The organism is Actinomadura oligospora ATCC 43269, from assembly GCF_000518265.1.
In the GTDB taxonomy this organism is placed as follows: Bacteria; Actinomycetota; Actinomycetes; order Streptosporangiales; family Streptosporangiaceae; genus Spirillospora; species Spirillospora oligospora.
In genome coordinates, this window is record NZ_KI912410.1 from 353,480 (window position 1) to 369,188 (window position 15,709).

Annotated in this window: 14 protein-coding genes; 11 read left to right on the forward strand and 3 right to left on the reverse strand. The window is 73.9% G+C overall.

Features of this window, described 5'->3' with window-relative positions:
- The first annotated feature begins 1 nt into the window (after position 1).
- From P696_RS58925 to ptsP, 5 genes are read left to right on the forward strand one after another with little or no spacing between them, the layout of a single operon-like run.
- On the forward strand, positions 2–376 hold the full coding sequence (locus P696_RS58925; protein WP_281175026.1) for a PTS sugar transporter subunit IIB: 375 nt from the start codon (positions 2–4) through the stop codon (positions 374–376).
- Between the two features lie 17 nt (positions 377–393).
- Positions 394–843: a PTS sugar transporter subunit IIA gene (locus P696_RS0133280; RefSeq protein ID WP_026415719.1), complete on the forward strand. Its 450-nt coding sequence runs from the start codon at positions 394–396 to the stop codon at positions 841–843.
- Complete coding sequence (locus P696_RS49735; RefSeq protein ID WP_034488248.1) at positions 834–1,526, forward strand: HAD family hydrolase; 693 nt, start codon at positions 834–836, stop codon at positions 1,524–1,526. Before P696_RS0133280 ends, P696_RS49735 begins: the two co-directional genes overlap by 10 nt.
- Positions 1,523–1,795: an HPr family phosphocarrier protein gene (locus P696_RS0133290; RefSeq protein WP_026415720.1), complete on the forward strand. Its 273-nt coding sequence runs from the start codon at positions 1,523–1,525 to the stop codon at positions 1,793–1,795. Before P696_RS49735 ends, P696_RS0133290 begins: the two co-directional genes overlap by 4 nt.
- Entirely contained in the window at positions 1,788–3,518 is a 1,731-nt protein-coding gene (gene ptsP, locus P696_RS0133295; protein ID WP_051468455.1) for a phosphoenolpyruvate--protein phosphotransferase, read from the forward strand. The genes P696_RS0133290 and ptsP overlap by 8 nt, the downstream gene beginning before the upstream one ends.
- 76 nt (positions 3,519–3,594) lie before the next feature.
- Here ptsP and P696_RS0133300 read toward each other — a convergent pair whose 3' ends face one another.
- The 3 genes from P696_RS0133300 to P696_RS0133310 all read right to left on the reverse strand — a co-directional run bounded on the left by P696_RS0133300 (position 3,595) and on the right by P696_RS0133310 (position 9,128).
- Complete coding sequence (locus P696_RS0133300; protein WP_051468456.1) at positions 3,595–5,235, reverse strand: glycoside hydrolase family 3 protein; 1,641 nt, start codon at positions 5,233–5,235, stop codon at positions 3,595–3,597.
- A gap of 127 nt (positions 5,236–5,362) precedes the next feature.
- Positions 5,363–7,402 carry a transglycosylase domain-containing protein gene (locus P696_RS49740; RefSeq protein WP_157430076.1) on the reverse strand — a complete coding sequence of 680 codons (2,040 nt, stop codon included), beginning with the start codon at positions 7,400–7,402 and terminating at the stop codon, positions 5,363–5,365.
- 613 nt (positions 7,403–8,015) lie between these two features.
- Positions 8,016–9,128 carry an N-acetylglucosamine kinase gene (locus tag P696_RS0133310; RefSeq protein ID WP_342669049.1) on the reverse strand — a complete coding sequence of 371 codons (1,113 nt, stop codon included), beginning with the start codon at positions 9,126–9,128 and terminating at the stop codon, positions 8,016–8,018.
- A gap of 61 nt (positions 9,129–9,189) precedes the next feature.
- On the opposite strand from P696_RS0133310, the gene P696_RS0133320 reads away from it, so the two are divergent.
- The 6 genes from P696_RS0133320 (at position 9,190) to pruA (ending at position 15,669) form a co-directional block, all read left to right on the forward strand.
- Positions 9,190–10,155, forward strand: a complete 966-nt coding sequence (locus P696_RS0133320; RefSeq protein ID WP_084338600.1) for a MurR/RpiR family transcriptional regulator — start codon at positions 9,190–9,192, stop codon at positions 10,153–10,155.
- Positions 10,152–11,048, forward strand: coding sequence for an N-acetylmuramic acid 6-phosphate etherase (locus P696_RS0133325; protein ID WP_026415724.1), 897 nt, complete (start codon positions 10,152–10,154; stop codon positions 11,046–11,048). The genes P696_RS0133320 and P696_RS0133325 overlap by 4 nt, the downstream gene beginning before the upstream one ends.
- A gap of 258 nt (positions 11,049–11,306) precedes the next feature.
- Positions 11,307–12,782, forward strand: a complete 1,476-nt coding sequence (locus tag P696_RS49745) for a hypothetical protein (protein WP_051468458.1) — start codon at positions 11,307–11,309, stop codon at positions 12,780–12,782.
- Positions 12,779–13,414 (forward strand): HAD family hydrolase, encoded by a 636-nt coding sequence (locus P696_RS0133335; RefSeq protein ID WP_425394172.1) that lies wholly within the window; start codon positions 12,779–12,781, stop codon positions 13,412–13,414. Before P696_RS49745 ends, P696_RS0133335 begins: the two co-directional genes overlap by 4 nt.
- 27 nt (positions 13,415–13,441) lie before the next feature.
- Positions 13,442–13,933: a DUF6912 family protein gene (locus P696_RS0133340; RefSeq protein ID WP_026415726.1), complete on the forward strand. Its 492-nt coding sequence runs from the start codon at positions 13,442–13,444 to the stop codon at positions 13,931–13,933.
- A gap of 107 nt (positions 13,934–14,040) precedes the next feature.
- Positions 14,041–15,669 (forward strand): L-glutamate gamma-semialdehyde dehydrogenase, encoded by a 1,629-nt coding sequence (pruA, locus tag P696_RS0133345; RefSeq protein WP_026415727.1) that lies wholly within the window; start codon positions 14,041–14,043, stop codon positions 15,667–15,669.
- Positions 15,670–15,709 lie beyond the last annotated feature (40 nt).

The following is a 15,709-nucleotide window of genomic DNA, read 5'->3' on the forward strand; positions in this document are numbered from 1 at the left end:
ACTGACGCGCAGACCGACTGACACAGACCGACCGACACGCGGGCGGGCCACCGTACGGCCCGCCCGGCACGACGGACCGACACCGCTCCGACCGGCCCCCGGCCGGTCGCGGCCGGACAAGAGATCGAGAGGAACACCCGCCATGGCCAAGGCCGAGGACATCATCGCGGCGCTGGGCGGCGCCGACAACATCATCGAGATCGAGCCCTGCGCGACCCGGCTCCGCACCGAGGTCAAGGACGGGGGCCTGGTGAACGAGGCTGGCCTGAAGGCCGCCGGCGCGTTCGGCGTCATGCGGTCCGGCTCCGTCGTCCAGGTGGTCGTGGGCCCCGAGGCCGACACGATCGCCACCGACATCGAAGACATCCTCGACTGACCCCGCAAGGAGGACCGATGACACGCGTTCTGTCCCCGGTCGGCGGGCGGGTCGTCGGGCTCGCCGGCGTGCCGGACCCGGTGTTCGCGCAGGCCATGGTGGGCCCCGGCACCGCCGTCGACCCGGCCCGCGAGCCCGGCAAGGCCATCGCCCCGGTCACCGGGAAGATCGTCAAGATGCACCCGCACGCCTACGTGGTGGTGGACGACGAGGGCCACGGGGTGCTGGTGCACCTCGGCATCGACACCGTCCAGCTCAAGGGCGAGGGTTTCGAACTGCTGGCCGCCGAGGGCGACCGGGTGACGGCGGGCCAGCCGCTGGTCGCCTGGGACCCGGCCGCGGTGGAGGCGGGCGGACGCTCGCCGATCTGCGCCGTGGTCGCGCTCGACGCGCCCGCCGAGGCCCTGTCGGACGTCGTGGAGTCCGGCGGCGTCAACCAGGGCGCCGAGCTGTTCGTATGGAGCTGACCAGGCTGCCGGTCCGCGCCGCCGTCTTCGACCTGGACGGCACGCTGATCGACACCGAGCCGCGCAACCGCGTGATGTGGGCGCGGCTCTTCGACGCGCACGGCGTCCCCCACGACGAGGCCGAGCTGGCCTCGTTCGCGGGACGGCGCGGGCGCGAGGTCCTCGGCGACCGCCTGCACCTGTTCCCCGGCCGGACGGTCGAGGAGCTGTTCCACGAGGTGATGGCCTACGGCGCCGACCCGGACATGCCCGTCCCCGAGCCCGTCCCGGGCGCGGTCGAGCTCGTCCGGGCGCTGCGCGGGCTCGGCGTCCCGACCGCGGTCGTGACGTCCGGGATCAGCGGCTACGCCCACGACCTGCTGGACGTGCTGGGCGTCCTGGAGCTGATGGACCTGATCGTGACCGCCGACGACGTCGTCGTCGGCAAGCCCGATCCCGAGGGCTACCTGGCCGCCGCGCGCGGCCTGGGCGTCCCGCCGGACGAGGCCGTGGCGTTCGAGGACGCGCCCGCGGGCGTGGCCGCCGCGCGGGACGCGGGTATGACCGTCGTGGGGATCACCACGACGCAGCCGTCCGCCGCGCTGCGCGCCGCGCAGCACGTGGTGGCCGATCTGCGGCAAGTGACCGTGACTCCCGGACCCGAACTGCGGATCCGGGACACCGAGGAGAAGAAGGACCAGTGAGCGAGCGCAAGGTCAAGATCGAGTCCAAGGTGGGGCTGCACGCGCGCCCGGCCGCGCTGTTCGTGCAGACCGCGGCCAAGGCGCCGGGCGACGTCACCGTGGCCAAGACCGGCGGCACGCCGGTGAACGCCAAGAGCATCCTGGCCGTGCTCGGTCTGGACGCCAGGCACGGCGAGGAGATCGTGATCTCCGCCGACTTCGACGGCGCGGACGAGCTCCTGGGCACGCTGGAGGCGCTGCTGTCCACGCCCGAGCCCGAGAATGCCTGAGCGGGGGAACGCCGCCGAGTCAGGCGCCGGGACCTCCGGCGACTCCGTGGAACTGAGCGGGGCGGGGGTGAGCCCGGGCGTCGGGTTCGGCCCGGTGCGCGGGATCGCCGGGGCCGTCCCCGAGCCGTCCGCCGACGTCCTGCCCGCCGGTGACGCCGAGGCCGAGACGGCCGCGGCGCTCGCCGCGCTCGCCGCCGTCGCCGATGACCTGGAGGCGCGCGGCGTCGTCGCCGCCGAGGTCGGGAACAAGGACGGCCAGGACGTCCTGAACGCGCAGGCGCTCATGGCCCGCGACCCCGGCCTCGCCGACGGCGTCAGGGCCAAGGCGGGCGAGGGCCGCGCGGCGGCCCGCGCGGTGTTCGAGTCGTTCGGCGTGTATCGCGAGCTGCTCGCGGGCGCGGGGGAGTACCTCGCCGCCCGCGTCACCGACCTCGACGACATCCGGGACCGCACGGTCGCCCGCCTGCTCGGCCTGCCGATGCCCGGCGTGCCCGAGTCGGACGAGCCGTTCGTGCTGGTCGCGCGGGACCTCGCGCCCGCCGACACCGCCGTGCTCGACCCGGCCAAGGTCGTCGCGTTCGTCACCGAGGAGGGCGGCCCGACCAGCCACACCGCGATCCTCGCCCGCACCATGGGCGTGCCCGCGGTCGTCGCGCTGCCCGGCGCCACCGACCTCGCCGACGGGACGCTCGTCCTGGTGGACGGCCAGGCCGGGACGGTCGTGGTGAACCCGCCGCGTGCGGCCGTGTCCGCCGCGCGCTACGCCGCCGCCGCCCGGGCCACCGTGCTCGCGCGCGCGACCGGCCCGGGGCGGACCAAGGACGGCCATCCGGTGCCGTTGCTGGCGAACATCGGCGGGCCCAAGGACGTCCCGGCGGCGGTCGAGAACGGCGCCGAGGGCGTCGGCCTCTACCGCACCGAGTTCCTCTTCCTCGACCGCGCGACCCCGCCGTCCGACGAGGAGCAGGAGCGCGCGTACCGCGAGGTCCTGGAGGCGTTCCCCGGCGGGCGTGTCGTCGTGCGCGCCCTGGACGCCGGGGCCGACAAGCCGCTGGCGTTCCTCCCGCCGCCCGGCGCGGAGCCGAACCCGGCGCTCGGCGAGCGCGGCCTGCGCATGCTGCGCCGCCACCCGGACGTCCTGGCGGCCCAGCTGTCCGCGCTGGCCCGCGCCGCGTCCGGGCAGGCAGCGAAGCTGCAGGTCATGGCCCCGATGGTGACCGACGCCGAGGAGGCCGCGTTCTTCGCCGCCGCCTGCCGGGACGCCGGGATCGAGCACCCGGGCGTCATGATCGAGGTCCCGGCGGCGGCGCTGCGCGCCGGCGACCTGGCGTCCGAGGTGGAGTTCTTCAGCCTCGGCACCAACGACCTCACCCAGTACGCCTGCGCCGCCGACCGGCAGATCGGCGGCCTCGCCCACCTCCAGGACGCGTGGCAGCCCGCCGTCCTGGACCTGGTCGCGTCCGCCGCGTCCGCTGGGATCCCCTGCGGCGTGTGCGGCGAGGCGGCGGGCGACCCCGTGCTGGCGTGCGTCCTGGTCGGCCTGGGCGTCACGTCGCTGTCGATGAGCGCGCCGTCGCTGCCGCTCGTCCGCGCGGCCCTCGCCCACCACACGCTGGACGAATGCCGCGAGGCCGCCGAGGCCGCGCGCGGTTCCCGCTCCGCAGGGGAGGCGAGGCAGGCCGCCCGCGGGGCACTGCCCGCTTTGGCGGACCTCGGTCTCTGACCGGTCAAAAGGCGGGGGCACCGCTCATCCGAACGGTGCCCCCGCCTTCGTCATGCCCGGCCCCGCCCGGTCGGGTTCAGTAGGAGACGCCCGCGCCGACGGGCTGCCCGGCGACCGGGACGGGGAGCTTCGCCGTCGGCTTGACCTGCCCGGACAGGACGCGTGCGAGCGCGGTGATCGCGGGCCCGGTGGACGAGTAGGTCGCGACCAGCGCCTTCGCCGTGCGGGCCCTGTCCAGGTCGTAGGGCGAGCCGAGCGCGGCGACGACGGTCGGCTTGGACGCCAGGGAGCGGGCGCTCGCGGCGGTGCTGGCCGCGCCCCGGTTCAGCGTCGTGAGCACCGCGACGTCCGCCTGCCCGAGCGAGTCGGCCGTCTTCGCGCCCGCCGCTCGCAGCGCGGCGCCGATCTGGCCGCTCTTCGGGCCGGTGACGAAGACCGTGCGGCCCTTCAGCGGCAGGGTGTTCCCGTCGTTGCGGACGACCGTCACCCCGTGCTCGGCGACGCTGCGCGCGAGCGCGTGGTGCTCGGAGGTGTTCACCTGGCCCTCCGCCTTGGCCGGGTCGACCTGCGTGCCCCGGAACAGGCCGCGGCGCTCCTTCAGCCGCAGGATCCGCGCCACCGCGTCGTCCAGCCGGGCCTGGGGGATCTTGCCGGACTTGGCCGCCTTCAGCACCGCCTTGTACGCGACGGGCAGGCTCGGCGGCATCAGCAGCTGGTCGGCGCCCGCGTTGATCGCGCGGACCGGCACCGACCGGTCGCTGTACTTCTCCCGGACGCCCTCCATCTGGAGCGAGTCGGTCACGATCACGCCCTGGAAGCCCAGCTTCTCCCGCAGCAGCCCGGTCAGGACGTTCCTGGACAGCGTCGCGGGGTCGCCGCTGTCGTCCAGCTTGGGCACCACGATGTGCGCGGACATCACGGCGTCCGCGCCCGCGGACTCGAACGGCGGCGCGTCCAGGCGTTCCCAGGTGGCCCTGTCGTGCCTGATCACCGGCAGTCCGGTGTGGCTGTCGGTGGCGGTGTCGCCGTGCCCGGGGAAGTGCTTGGCCGTGGCGGCGACCCCGGCCTGCTGGTATCCGGCGACGGCCGCGCGCGTCATCCGCGCGACGAGCGCGGGATCGGCGCCGAACGAGCGGATGCCGATCACCGGGTTCGCCGGGTTGACGTTGACGTCGGCGTCCGGGGCGTAGTTCTGGTTGATGCCGACCGCGCGCAGCTCGGCCCCGGTCGCCTGCGCCGCGGCCTGGGCGTCCGCCGGACGGTGGGACGCGCCGAGCGTCATGTTCCCGGGGAAGCGGGTCACGAACGGCGTCCGCGACACGATGCCCTGCTCCTCGTCCACCCCGATCGTCAGCGGGATCTTGGACGCCTTCTGCAGCGCGTTGGACAGCTTGGCGGTGGACCGCGGCGTCCGCAGGTTCTCCGGGAAGTAGATGACGCCGCCCACGTGGTACCGGCGGACCATCTCCCGGCCCTGGGCCGCGTCGCCCACCGTGGGGACGAACAGCTGGCCGACCTTCTCGGCGGGGGTCAGCCTGGCGACGTACCCGGGGATCCAGTCCGGCTTCGCCGCCGGGGACGCCTTCGGGGCGGACTCCGTGCCGCTCTTTCCGGCCTCTGCGTCTCCACCGCATCCGGCCAGCGTGGCGGCCAGCGTGGCGGACAGGGCCGCGACCAGCGCGACCCCGCCGGGGAAGGAGGGTTGTGAAGCGCGCACAGTACTCCCGAAGCCGTGACCAGTCCGTGATCTGACTCCGGCGACGGTAGCCGGAGCGTGGCGCGCTGTCCAAGACCACGGTGGGTCACGGGGCCCGCGTCACAGGCCCGGCCTCAGGGCCCCGGGGCTACCGCCGGGCCCTCCCGGCCCCCTTCGGTCTCGGATCGACGGACGGCGGCGGCGTCCTGCCCGGTCCCCGCCCGGGTGCACCGGCCGCTCCCGGACGGCCGGACGGCGGCGGCGCGAGGTGGACCGGGACGCGGCTGTCGGTCCAGTCGCGGACGGTCCCGGTGAACGCGGGCTCGTCGAACGCCTGGACGGGCAGCGAACCGGAGACCCTCGCCATGAACGCGTGCCAGATCACCGTGGGGGCGTCCTCGCCGGAGATCGGGCGGCGCGCGGCGTCCCGCAGCGTCCGGCCGCGGGTGTCGGCCATCATCACCGCCGTCGACAGGTTCGGGACGTACCCGACGTACCAGGCGGCGCGATTGTGGTCGGTGGTGCCGGTCTTGCCCGCGCTCACCCGTCCGGGCAGCGCGGCGCGGCGTCCGGTGCCCTCGGTGACCGTCCGGCGCATCGCCCAGTTGACCTGCGCGGACTGCTCGCGGCTCAGGACCCGCGCGCCCGTCCGCGTCCAGGGCAGCGGGACGTCGTGGCCGGACGCGTCCACGACGCGCGTGACCAGGTGCGGGGTGATCGCGATGCCGCCGTTGGCGAACGCCGCGTAGGCGGCGGCCTGCCGCACCGCCGGGATCGTGGGGATGCCGAGCGTCACGCCCGCCTGCGCCCTGTACGGCCGCAGGGCCTGCTCGGGGACGCCGAGGTCCTCGGCCATCCGGACGACGTTCCCGATCCCTGTCTCGAAGGCCAGTTTCATATAACCGGTGTTCACCGACAGGGCCGTCGCGCGGCCGAGGTCCACCGGGCCGAGCGACCCGATGTGCTCGTCGTTCTTGATCTTCATGCCGGGCGCCGTCATCGGTGTCAGCTCCCCGTCGGGGGCGAAGTTCAGCGGCGAGGTTCCGTACACCCGCGACCGGACGGCGGTGCCGCGCCGCACCGCCGCCGCCAGGACGAACGGCTTGAACGTCGACCCCACCTGCGCGACCGGGTTGAACACGGAGTCGTACTGGCTCCGCGCCGGATCCCCGCCGTAGAACGCCCGGACGGCGCCGTCCTTCGGATCGACCGCCACCAGCCCGCCGCGCACCGACGCGGCCCAGCGCGACTCGCCCGCGCCGCGCACGGCGTCCCCGGCGGCCCGCATCCAGCCGTCGTTCAGGGCGGTGTGGATGCGCATCCGGCCGTTGACCACGCTCTGCGCGGGGATCCCGGCGGCCTCCAGCTCCTCCAGGACCCGCTGCCGGACGAACGTCGCCTGCCCGCTGACCCCGACGCCCTGCCATTCCCGGACGGTCCGGGGGAACCGCTGGGCGTCCGCCTGGCTCCGGCTGAGCCTGCCCATCGCGACCATGCCGTCCAGGACGTAGCGCCAGCGGTAGCGCAGCGCCCGGGCCGGGGCGTCGTTCCCCTGCGTCCGGAAGTACGCCGGGCGCTGGATCATCGCCGCCAGCAGCGCCGCCTCGGCGACCGACAGCTGCCACACGTCCTTGCCGAAGTAGGCCCGCGCCGCCGCCTGCACGCCGGACGTCTGCCGCCCGAAGTAGATGGTGTTGAGGTAGAGGTCGAGGATCCGGTCCCGGTTCCGCTGCCGGGCGAGCTTGACGGAGATCAGGATCTCCTTGACCTTGCGTCCCATCGTCCGCCGCCGGCTCAGGCCCTTGTAGTAGTTCCGGGCGAGCTGCTGGGTGATCGTCGACCCGCCCTGCGTGTCCCCGCCGGACGCGTTGTTCCACAGCGCCCGGAACGTTCCGGTCATCGACACCCCGTGCCCGGTGTAGAACCCCCGGTCCTCGGCGGACAGCACCGCCCACCGCACCCGGTCCGGGATCTGGTCGTGCCGGACCGTCTCCCGGTTGGCCCCGAACCGGAGGATCGGCCTCCGGCCGTCGTCGAAGTACACCGTCGACCCCTCGTCGGTCACCCCGCGCTGGGGCTCGGTCGGCAGGGGCGTCGTCACATAGAGCCCGGTGACCCCGCCGACGACCAGGACGAGCAGGGCCGCCACCACCCCCAGGCAGACCTGCGCCCACCGCCTCCGGGGCACCAGCCGCCCGGCGACGCGTCCTCTCCGCTTGGCCCGCCTGCGACGCCCGGACTTGCCCGGCACACCCGGCGGGGCCGTGGCCTGGGCCGCGCCGTCCGGCTGGGCCGGAGCCGTGGTCGCGCCTGGGGGATTCGGCGGATCGGGGGGTGTGCTCGGGGCGGGCCTGTCCGCCCTGCCCGACGGCACACGCTGGACAGGGGGGTTCGGCTGACGGCGCACGTCAGGGGACCTCGATCGTCGGAACCGGAGTTCGCCGCCGTCCGAGGCCTGGCGCGGTGTGCCCGGAGGAGAGACTGCGGGCAGGGGGAGACGATCCCGTTTCAGGAGGCGAGGAGAGATCTCACCGGGCCTGAGGGGACGCCCCCTTCGTCCTCGAGAAGGACGCGTGGGGCCGGACGGCGCTGCACAGGAAACTGCGCAGCCATGCGGAGGTCGCCACGTTCGTGGCCGGCGCGGTCAGCCGGGACCGTCGCCGAGGCCCCCAGTCTAAGCATGATCATCCGGGGACGCGCAAACGGGACCGAAGCTCCAGGTGAGTGAGCGCTCACTCACCTGGAGTGGCGAAAATGGCACGTTCCAGCGGAGAAGGGGGCGTCGGCGCGGGGCGGAGGGGCTACTCCGGAGGTGGGAATCCCAGCCGCCGCATCGCCAGGGACGCGGCCCCGACGGCGCCGTCGCCCGCGCGCCGCGGGTCGGCGCCGAAGCGGAGCCGCAGTCCCGTGCGGACGGCGTCGGCGACCGGGCCGTCCCGCAGCACCGAGCCGTGCATGACGACCGGGGCGGCCGGGTCGGTCAGCGCGGCGCGGACGGCGTCCACGTCGCGCAGCAGCCACTCGGCGGCCTCCTCGGTGATCCGGCGCGCCACCGCGTCCCCCGCGGCGGCCGCGGCGGCGACGACCGGGCCCAGCCTGCCGAGGGCCGCGGGCGGGCGGCCGTAGACCTCCTTGATGATGGCCTGCGCGAGGGCGGGGTTCTGGGGGAGGCGCGGCGCCGGCCCGCGGGCCAGCGTCGTGGTGCCGCCCGCGACGGCCGACGCCCCGTTGACGGCCGCCCCGGCGAAGGCCAGGGCGGGCGCGGGGGTCGCGGCGGGACGGTGTTGGGTGCGCTGATGGCGGGGGGTCACGGCGCCCAGTTCTGCCAGCACGGCCTGGCCGAGCAGTGCCCGCGGCACCGACTCGGTGAGCAGGGTCGGGCGGCTGCGGCCGTCCAGCGCGGCGAGCGCTGCGCGCACCGCCTCGCGTCCGAGCCACACCGCCGACCCCTCGTCCCCGACGAGCCAGCCGTAGCCGTCTGCGCGGCGCACGATCGTGCCGTCGCTGATGACCGCGGCGCCCGCGCCGGTGCCGGAGAACACCACGATGCCCTTGGGGGCGCTGGTGCCGGCCGCGAACGCCACGGCGATGTCGGTCACGACGGCGGGGGATCCGCGCAGGCCGCAGGACTGCCAGGCGCGCCGGGCGGCCGAGACCGCCGCGGGACGTCCGGCCGAGCCGGCGCCCGCGATCCCGAACACGCCCGTGAGGACGAGAGATCGGTCCACGTCGCCGAGGGCCTCACTCAGGGCCGTGGTGAGGGCACCCGCGGTGTCGCCTCCGGAATTCGGGTTCGCGCCGGGGCCGGTTCCGGTCCCGGCCGGCGCTCCCCCGAGAGTCAGCAGTACACAGCGGGTCTTCGTGCCACCCGCGTCTATGCCGATCACGTAAGGACCGGCCAAATGGGTCAACACATGGCGACCGTAGCCGTTTCTACCGTTGACGGAACATCGCGGGGGTAAGAAAATTCCTTACATGAGGAAACCCACCGGCTCAGAGTCGGGGAGTAGTGGGGGTGGGGCGACCCGGGAGACAGCACGGGACGAGGCGACGTCGCAGACGCCGCTGAGCACCGTGGTGCGGGTGCGGTCGCTGCTGCCCTCGCTTCCACCGGCGGAGCGCAGAGTCGCGCAACGCGTCATCGACGATCCCGAGGGGGTCGCGAACTCGACCATCACCGAACTCGCCCAGAACTGCGGCACCTCCGAGACCACGGTCATCAGGTTCTGCCGGGCGATCGGGTTCCATGGTTATCCAGAGCTGCGGTTGACCCTCGCGACGGAGGCGGGGAGGGCCCAGAGCGCCACCGGCGGACGGGTCATCGGCAGCGACATCAGTCCGGACGACTCCCTTGAGCAGATCGTGGAGAAGGTCACCTTCGCCGACGCCCGCGCCGTCGAGGAGACGGCGTCCCAGCTCGACATCAAGATGCTCGAGCAGGTCGTCGACGTCATCGTGGCCGCCGACCGCGTGGACGTCTACGGGGTGGGCGCCAGCGCCTTCGTCGCCCTGGACTTCCAGCAGAAGCTCCACCGCATCGGGAGGAACTGCTACGCCTGGTCCGACGCCCACATCATGCTCACCAGCGCCGCGCTGCTGGGCCCGGGGGACGTCGCGGTCGGGATCTCGCACACGGGCGCGACGGTGGAGACCATCGACGCGCTGGAGGTCGCCAAGAGCAAGGGGGTCACCACGGTAGCTCTGACCAACTTCCCCAAATCGCCCATCGCCGACGTCGCCGACCTCATCCTGACGACGGCCGCGCGGGAGACCACGTTCCGATCGGGGGCGACGGCCAGCCGGCTGGCGCAGCTGACGGTGGTCGACTGCGTGTTCGTCGGGGTCGCGCAGCGCACCTTCGGCTCTACCCGAAAGGCCCTTGAGGCCACGTTCGAGGCGGTCCGCGGCCGGACCGTGCGACCCGACCGGAGGCGTCGGTGATCGAGGTTGACCTGCCCACCGAGGGCCGCAACCCGCGGACCCTCGACGTCGACACCCTCCCCACCCTGGAGGTGCTGCGCCGCATCAACGCCGAGGACGCCACCGTCCCCGCCGTCGTCGCGGCCGTCCTGCCCGAGCTCGCCGTCCTGGTCGACCTCGCCGTGGAGTCGTTGCGGCGCGGCGGCCGGGTGCACTACTTCGGCGCGGGCACCTCGGGACGCCTGGCCGTGCTGGACGCGGCGGAACTGCCGCCGACGTTCGGCATGTGGAACCGGGTCGTCGCCCACCACGCGGGCGGCCCGGGCGCGTTCACCCAGGCCGTCTCCGAGGTCGAGGACGACGTGGACCTCGGCGCGTCCGACGCCGCCGCGGTCCAGCCCGGCGACGTCGCGATCGGCGTCGCCGCGTCCGGACGCACCCCCTACGTGATCGGCGCCCTGCGCGCGGCCGCGGCCGCCGGGGCGCACACCGCCCTCATCTCCTGCAACCCCAAGGCTCCGTTCGGCGACGAGGTCGCCGTCCACATCCCGCTGGCCACCGGACCCGAGGTGATCAGCGGCTCGACGAGGATGAAGGCGGGCACCGCCACCAAGCTGGTGCTCAACTCGTTCTCCACCACGCTCATGATCAGGCTGGGCCGGACCTACTCCAACCTGATGGTCAGCGTGAACGCCCTCAACGCCAAGCTCCGGGCCCGCCTCGTCCGCATCCTCACCGAGGCGACCGGAATGGACTCCGCATCCTGCGCCGCGGCGCTGGCCGAGGCCGGCGGCAACACCCGCGTGGCCCTGGTCAGCCTGCTCGGCGAGGTTCCCGCCGACCGCGCCACCGTCCTCCTGGAGGAGAGCGACGGCGGCGTCCGCGAGGCCCTCCAGCGCCTCCAGTCGGCCTAGCCGGCACCGGCCGGCGGGGGTTCGCAGCAGCCCCCGCACCCGCTGCGGCCCCCGGCCGGCCGGGCCTCCGGCTCCGCGTCCCCGCCCGAACGGACGCGGAGCCGGAGGCTCCCGGCCTGCTCCGAGCCGGAGGCTCCCCGACAGCTCAGCCAGATGCCCCAGGCTGCTCGAAGGCGCGCGGGGGTTGGGCCCGCCCGGGCCGGTTCAGGGGGGAAGCCGACCGGGTCAGAGGGGGTTCCTGCCTAGACTGAGGCGGATATGACCGAGCTGACGGTCCGGGAGGACGTCCCGGGCGCCGGGACCGCCGGGCCGCCGAAGACACGCGCGGCGCGGTCGCGCGCGTTCGCCCGGACGCACTGGATCTTCCTGTCGCTGCTGGGAGCGGGCGTCCTGCTGCGCGGCACGGCGATGCTCGGTTACCGCTGGGTGATGTGGTTCCCGGACTCCAACGACTACCTGTCGGGGGCCGTCAACCTCAACCCGAACCTGGTTCGGCCGAGCGGGTACTCGCTGTTCCTGTGGCTGGTCAAGCCGCTGCAGAGCCTGGCCGCGGTGTCGCTGCTCCAGCATCTCATGGGGCTCGCCGTCGCGGTCATGGTCTACGTCCTCGCCCGCAGGGCGCGCGCGCCCCGGTGGCTGGCGGCCCTGGCGACCGTCCCCGTCCTGCTGGACGGCAACCAGGTGCAGCTCGAGCACATGCTCATGTCGGACACGCTGTTCGGCTTCCTGGTCATGGCGGCCGTCACGGTCCTGCTCCTGCGCGCGACCGGACGCCGGACGCTCGTCCTCGCGGCGGCGGGCGGGCTGCTGCTCGGCCTCGCGACGATCACCCGGTCGGCGGGCCTGCCGCTGCTCGTGGTCGCGGCGTTCGTGATGGTCGTCCGGCGGACGGGCTGGCGGACCCTGGTGGCCATGGCGGTCGCGGGCGTGATCCCGATCGTGGCCTACTCGTCCTGGTTCGCCGCCGACCGCGGGGACTTCACGATGACCCGCAGCACCGGCGTCTTCCTGTACGGACGCGTCGCGCCGTTCGCCGACTGCAAGAAGATGGACGTGCCGGTCGAGCAGATGGCGCTGTGCCTGTCGAGCGACCCGAAGCACCGGTCCGTCCGCGAGTCCTACATCTGGGGGCCGCGCGCGCCGCGCTACCGCGTCGAGGCCACCGGCTTCACGCCCGAGGGCGAGCGGCTGGCGTTCGACTTCGCCGTCCGCGCGATCACCCACCAGCCGGGCGACTACGCCCAGGTCGCCCTGACCGACCTCGGCCGGACGTTCCGCTGGGACCACCCCGCCTTCCCGGACCGGACGACCTACGAGCACTACCTGTTCGGCCCGAAGACCTTCAACCCCGACCCGACGGCCGAGCCGTACGTGCGCGCCTACGATCCCGGCTACACGCCGACCAGGGCGACCGGCCCGTACGCGTCCTTTCTGGGCGGCTACCAGAAGGTCGCCTACCTGCCCGGCACCCTGGTGGGCGTGATCACGCTCGGCGGCCTGGTCCTCATGGTCCGTCGCCGCCGCTGGGACGCCCTGCTGCCCTGGCTGATCGGGACGACCCTGATCGTCGTCCCGTCGCTGACCGCGCAGTTCGACTACCGGTACGTCCTTCCCGCCGTCCCGCTGATGTGCCTGGCCTTCGTGCTGGCCGTCCGTCCGGCGGCGCCCGGGGAGACCGTGGAGCCGATGCGACTTCCCGGACGAATCAGACGTCTCCTAGCATCGAAGGTGTGACCCCCCGAGCTGTGATCATCGACTGGGGCGGGGTGCTGACCTCCCCGCTCGACCAGGCCGTGGACGCCTGGCTGGCCGCCGACCGCATCGACGCGGACGGCTACCGGACCGTCATGCGGGCCTGGGTGAAGCAGGCGTACGACGGCGCGGGCCTCAACCCCATCCACGGCCTGGAGGACGGCTCGCTCGACCCCGCCGAGTTCGAGCGCCTTCTCGCCGCCGAGCTCCGCACGGTCGACGGCGGCCCGGTCGCCGCGCCCGGCCTCATCGAGCGGATGTTCGCAGGATTCGCCCCGGTCGAGGAGATGTACGCGCTGCTCCGGGAGGTCCGCGAGAGCGGCGTCCGGACGGCCCTGCTGTCCAACTCGTGGGGGAACGCCTACCCGCGCGACCGCTGGTCCGGGCTCTTCGACGCCGTGGTGATCTCCTGCGAGGTCGGCCTGCGCAAGCCCGACGAGGCGATCTTCCGGCACGCGGTCGGACGGCTCGGCCTCGCCCCGGGCGAGTGCGTCTTCATCGACGACATCGTCCACAACACCCGGGCCGCCGAGGCGCTCGGCATGCACGGCGTCCACCACACCGGCGCGGACGACACCCGCGCGGCCCTGGCGTCCCTCGGACTGCTCCCCTGACCTGCGGTGTGGCACACTGACGGGGTCATGCGCGTCTATCTGCCGTCCACGCTCGCCGACCTCGCGCGGGTCCACAGGGACCGTGAGGCCGGCCCCGCTCCGATGATCGGCTACGCGGTCACGCCGGCGCTCCGCGAGTGGTACTCCGCCGCTGACATCGAGGAGCTGGAGTACGCGGCGATGACGGCCGCGGCGCGCGCCTCGCTGCGGCTGCTCTCCGTCGATCCGGAGGGCGCCCCGCGCCGCGTGGTGCTGGCCGCCGAGGTCCCGGACGCGTCGGTCCGCCCGCTCGGCGACGAGGACGAACCCGCCCGGGTCGAGATCACCGCCGCCGTCCCCTGGAAGAAGATCGCGTCCGGCCACGTCGACGACGCGGAGGCCGAGGCCGACGTGCGCGCCGCCGCCCGGGCCGTGCCCGCCGCCGACGCGGGCGACGACGACGCGTCCTTCACCGTGGACGGCGCCGAGGGCCACGAACTCCTCTGGTACGCCACCCAGGAACTCCGCGACCTGCTCTGACGCGTCCCGGCGGCGCCGCGCGGAAGGCGGCGAAACCGCGTAGGGCCCCGGCGGGACGGGTAGATCTCCGGCCACTGACGACGATGTCGGAGATCAGGGAGTTTTCCATGGACGCCGTCACGAACGTGCCGGTCCCGGTGAACGAGCCGGTGAAGGGGCACGCGCCGGGGAGTCCGGAGCGGGCCGCGCTGGAGGCGCGGATCAAGGAGCTCGGCGGCGAGCACGCCGAGCTGACCATGACGATCGGCGGTGAGCGGCGGCTCGGCGGCGGTGAGCCGATCCCGGTCGTGGAACCGCACCGCCGGGCACACGTCCTCGGCACGATGGGCAACGCGACGCCCGCCGACGTGCGCGCCGCCGTGGACGCCGCCCGCGAGGCGGCCCCCGCGTGGCGGGCGCTGGCGTTCGAGGACCGCGCGGCGGTCTTCCTGAAGGCGGCGGACCTGCTGTCCGGGCCGTGGCGGGCGACGCTGAACGCGGCGACGATGCTCGGCCAGTCCAAGTCGGTGCAGCAGGCGGAGATCGACTCGGCCGTCGAGCTGATCGACTTCTGGCGGTTCAACGTGGCGTTCGCGCGGGAGCTGCTGGCGACCCAGCCGATCAGCTCGCCGGGCGTGTGGAACCGGATGGAGTACCGGCCGCTGGAGGGGTTCGTCCTCGCGATCACGCCGTTCAACTTCACCGCGATCGCGGGGAACCTGCCGACCTCGCCCGCGCTGATGGGCAACACGGTGGTGTGGAAGCCGTCGCCGACACAGCAGCTCGCCGCGCACCACACCCTGCGGCTGCTGGAGGCGGCCGGGCTGCCGCCGGGGGTGATCAACCTGGTCACCGGGGACGGCGCGGCCGTCTCGGAGGTCGCGCTCGACCATCCGGACCTCGCCGGGATCCACTTCACCGGCAGCACCCGCACGTTCCAGCACCTGTGGCGGACGGTCGGGCAGAACATCGCCGACTACCGCGCCTACCCGCGCCTGGTCGGCGAGACGGGCGGCAAGGACTTCGTGGTCGCGCACCCGTCCGGCGATGTGGACGTCCTGAAGACCGCCCTGGTCAGGGGCGCGTTCGAGTACCAGGGGCAGAAGTGCTCGGCGGCCTCGCGCGCCTACGTCCCGCGGTCGCTCTGGACCCGGATGAGGGACGACTTCGTCGCCCAGGTCGAGTCGCTGACCATGGGGAACGTCGCCGAGGACCTGAACCTGTTCATGGGCGCGGTGATCGACGAGCGGGCGTTCGCCAAGCACACCGCCGCGCTCGACCGGGCCCGCGCGTCCGGCGCGATCGAGGTCGTGACCGGGGGACGCGCGGACGACTCGGAGGGCTGGTTCGTCCAGCCGACCATCCTGACCTGCGCCGATCCCGACGACGAGATCTTCACGACCGAGTACTTCGGCCCGATCCTCGGCGTCCACGTGTACGAGGACGGCGACTACGACGCGATGCTGCGGCAGATGGAGGGCGTCGCGCCGTACGGGCTCACCGGGGCGATCGTCGCGCAGGACCGCGCGGCCATCGCGGCGGCGACGGAGCGGCTCAGGTTCGCGGCGGGCAACTTCTACATCAACGACAAGCCGACCGGGGCCGTGGTCGGGCAGCAGCCGTTCGGCGGGGCGCGCGCGAGCGGCACCGACGACAAGGCCGGATCGATCCTCAACCTGACCCGCTGGGTGAGCGCGCGGGCGCTCAAGGAGACCCTCGTCCCGCCCGTCGACCACCGTTATCCGCACATGGGCTGACGGGTAAGATATAGCCATTGAGCTGGTAAAACGCGGATCC

Coding starts and splice junctions, on each gene's coding strand:
- P696_RS0133280 (WP_026415719.1), top strand. CDS start 394: ATGACACGCGTTCTGTCCCCGGTCGGCGGGCGGGTCGTCGGGCTCGCC.
- P696_RS49735 (WP_034488248.1), top strand. CDS start 834: ATGGAGCTGACCAGGCTGCCGGTCCGCGCCGCCGTCTTCGACCTGGAC.
- ptsP (WP_051468455.1), top strand. CDS start 1,788: ATGCCTGAGCGGGGGAACGCCGCCGAGTCAGGCGCCGGGACCTCCGGC.
- P696_RS0133320 (WP_084338600.1), top strand. CDS start 9,190: ATGAGGAAACCCACCGGCTCAGAGTCGGGGAGTAGTGGGGGTGGGGCG.
- P696_RS49745 (WP_051468458.1), top strand. CDS start 11,307: ATGACCGAGCTGACGGTCCGGGAGGACGTCCCGGGCGCCGGGACCGCC.
- P696_RS0133340 (WP_026415726.1), top strand. CDS start 13,442: ATGCGCGTCTATCTGCCGTCCACGCTCGCCGACCTCGCGCGGGTCCAC.
- pruA (WP_026415727.1), top strand. CDS start 14,041: ATGGACGCCGTCACGAACGTGCCGGTCCCGGTGAACGAGCCGGTGAAG.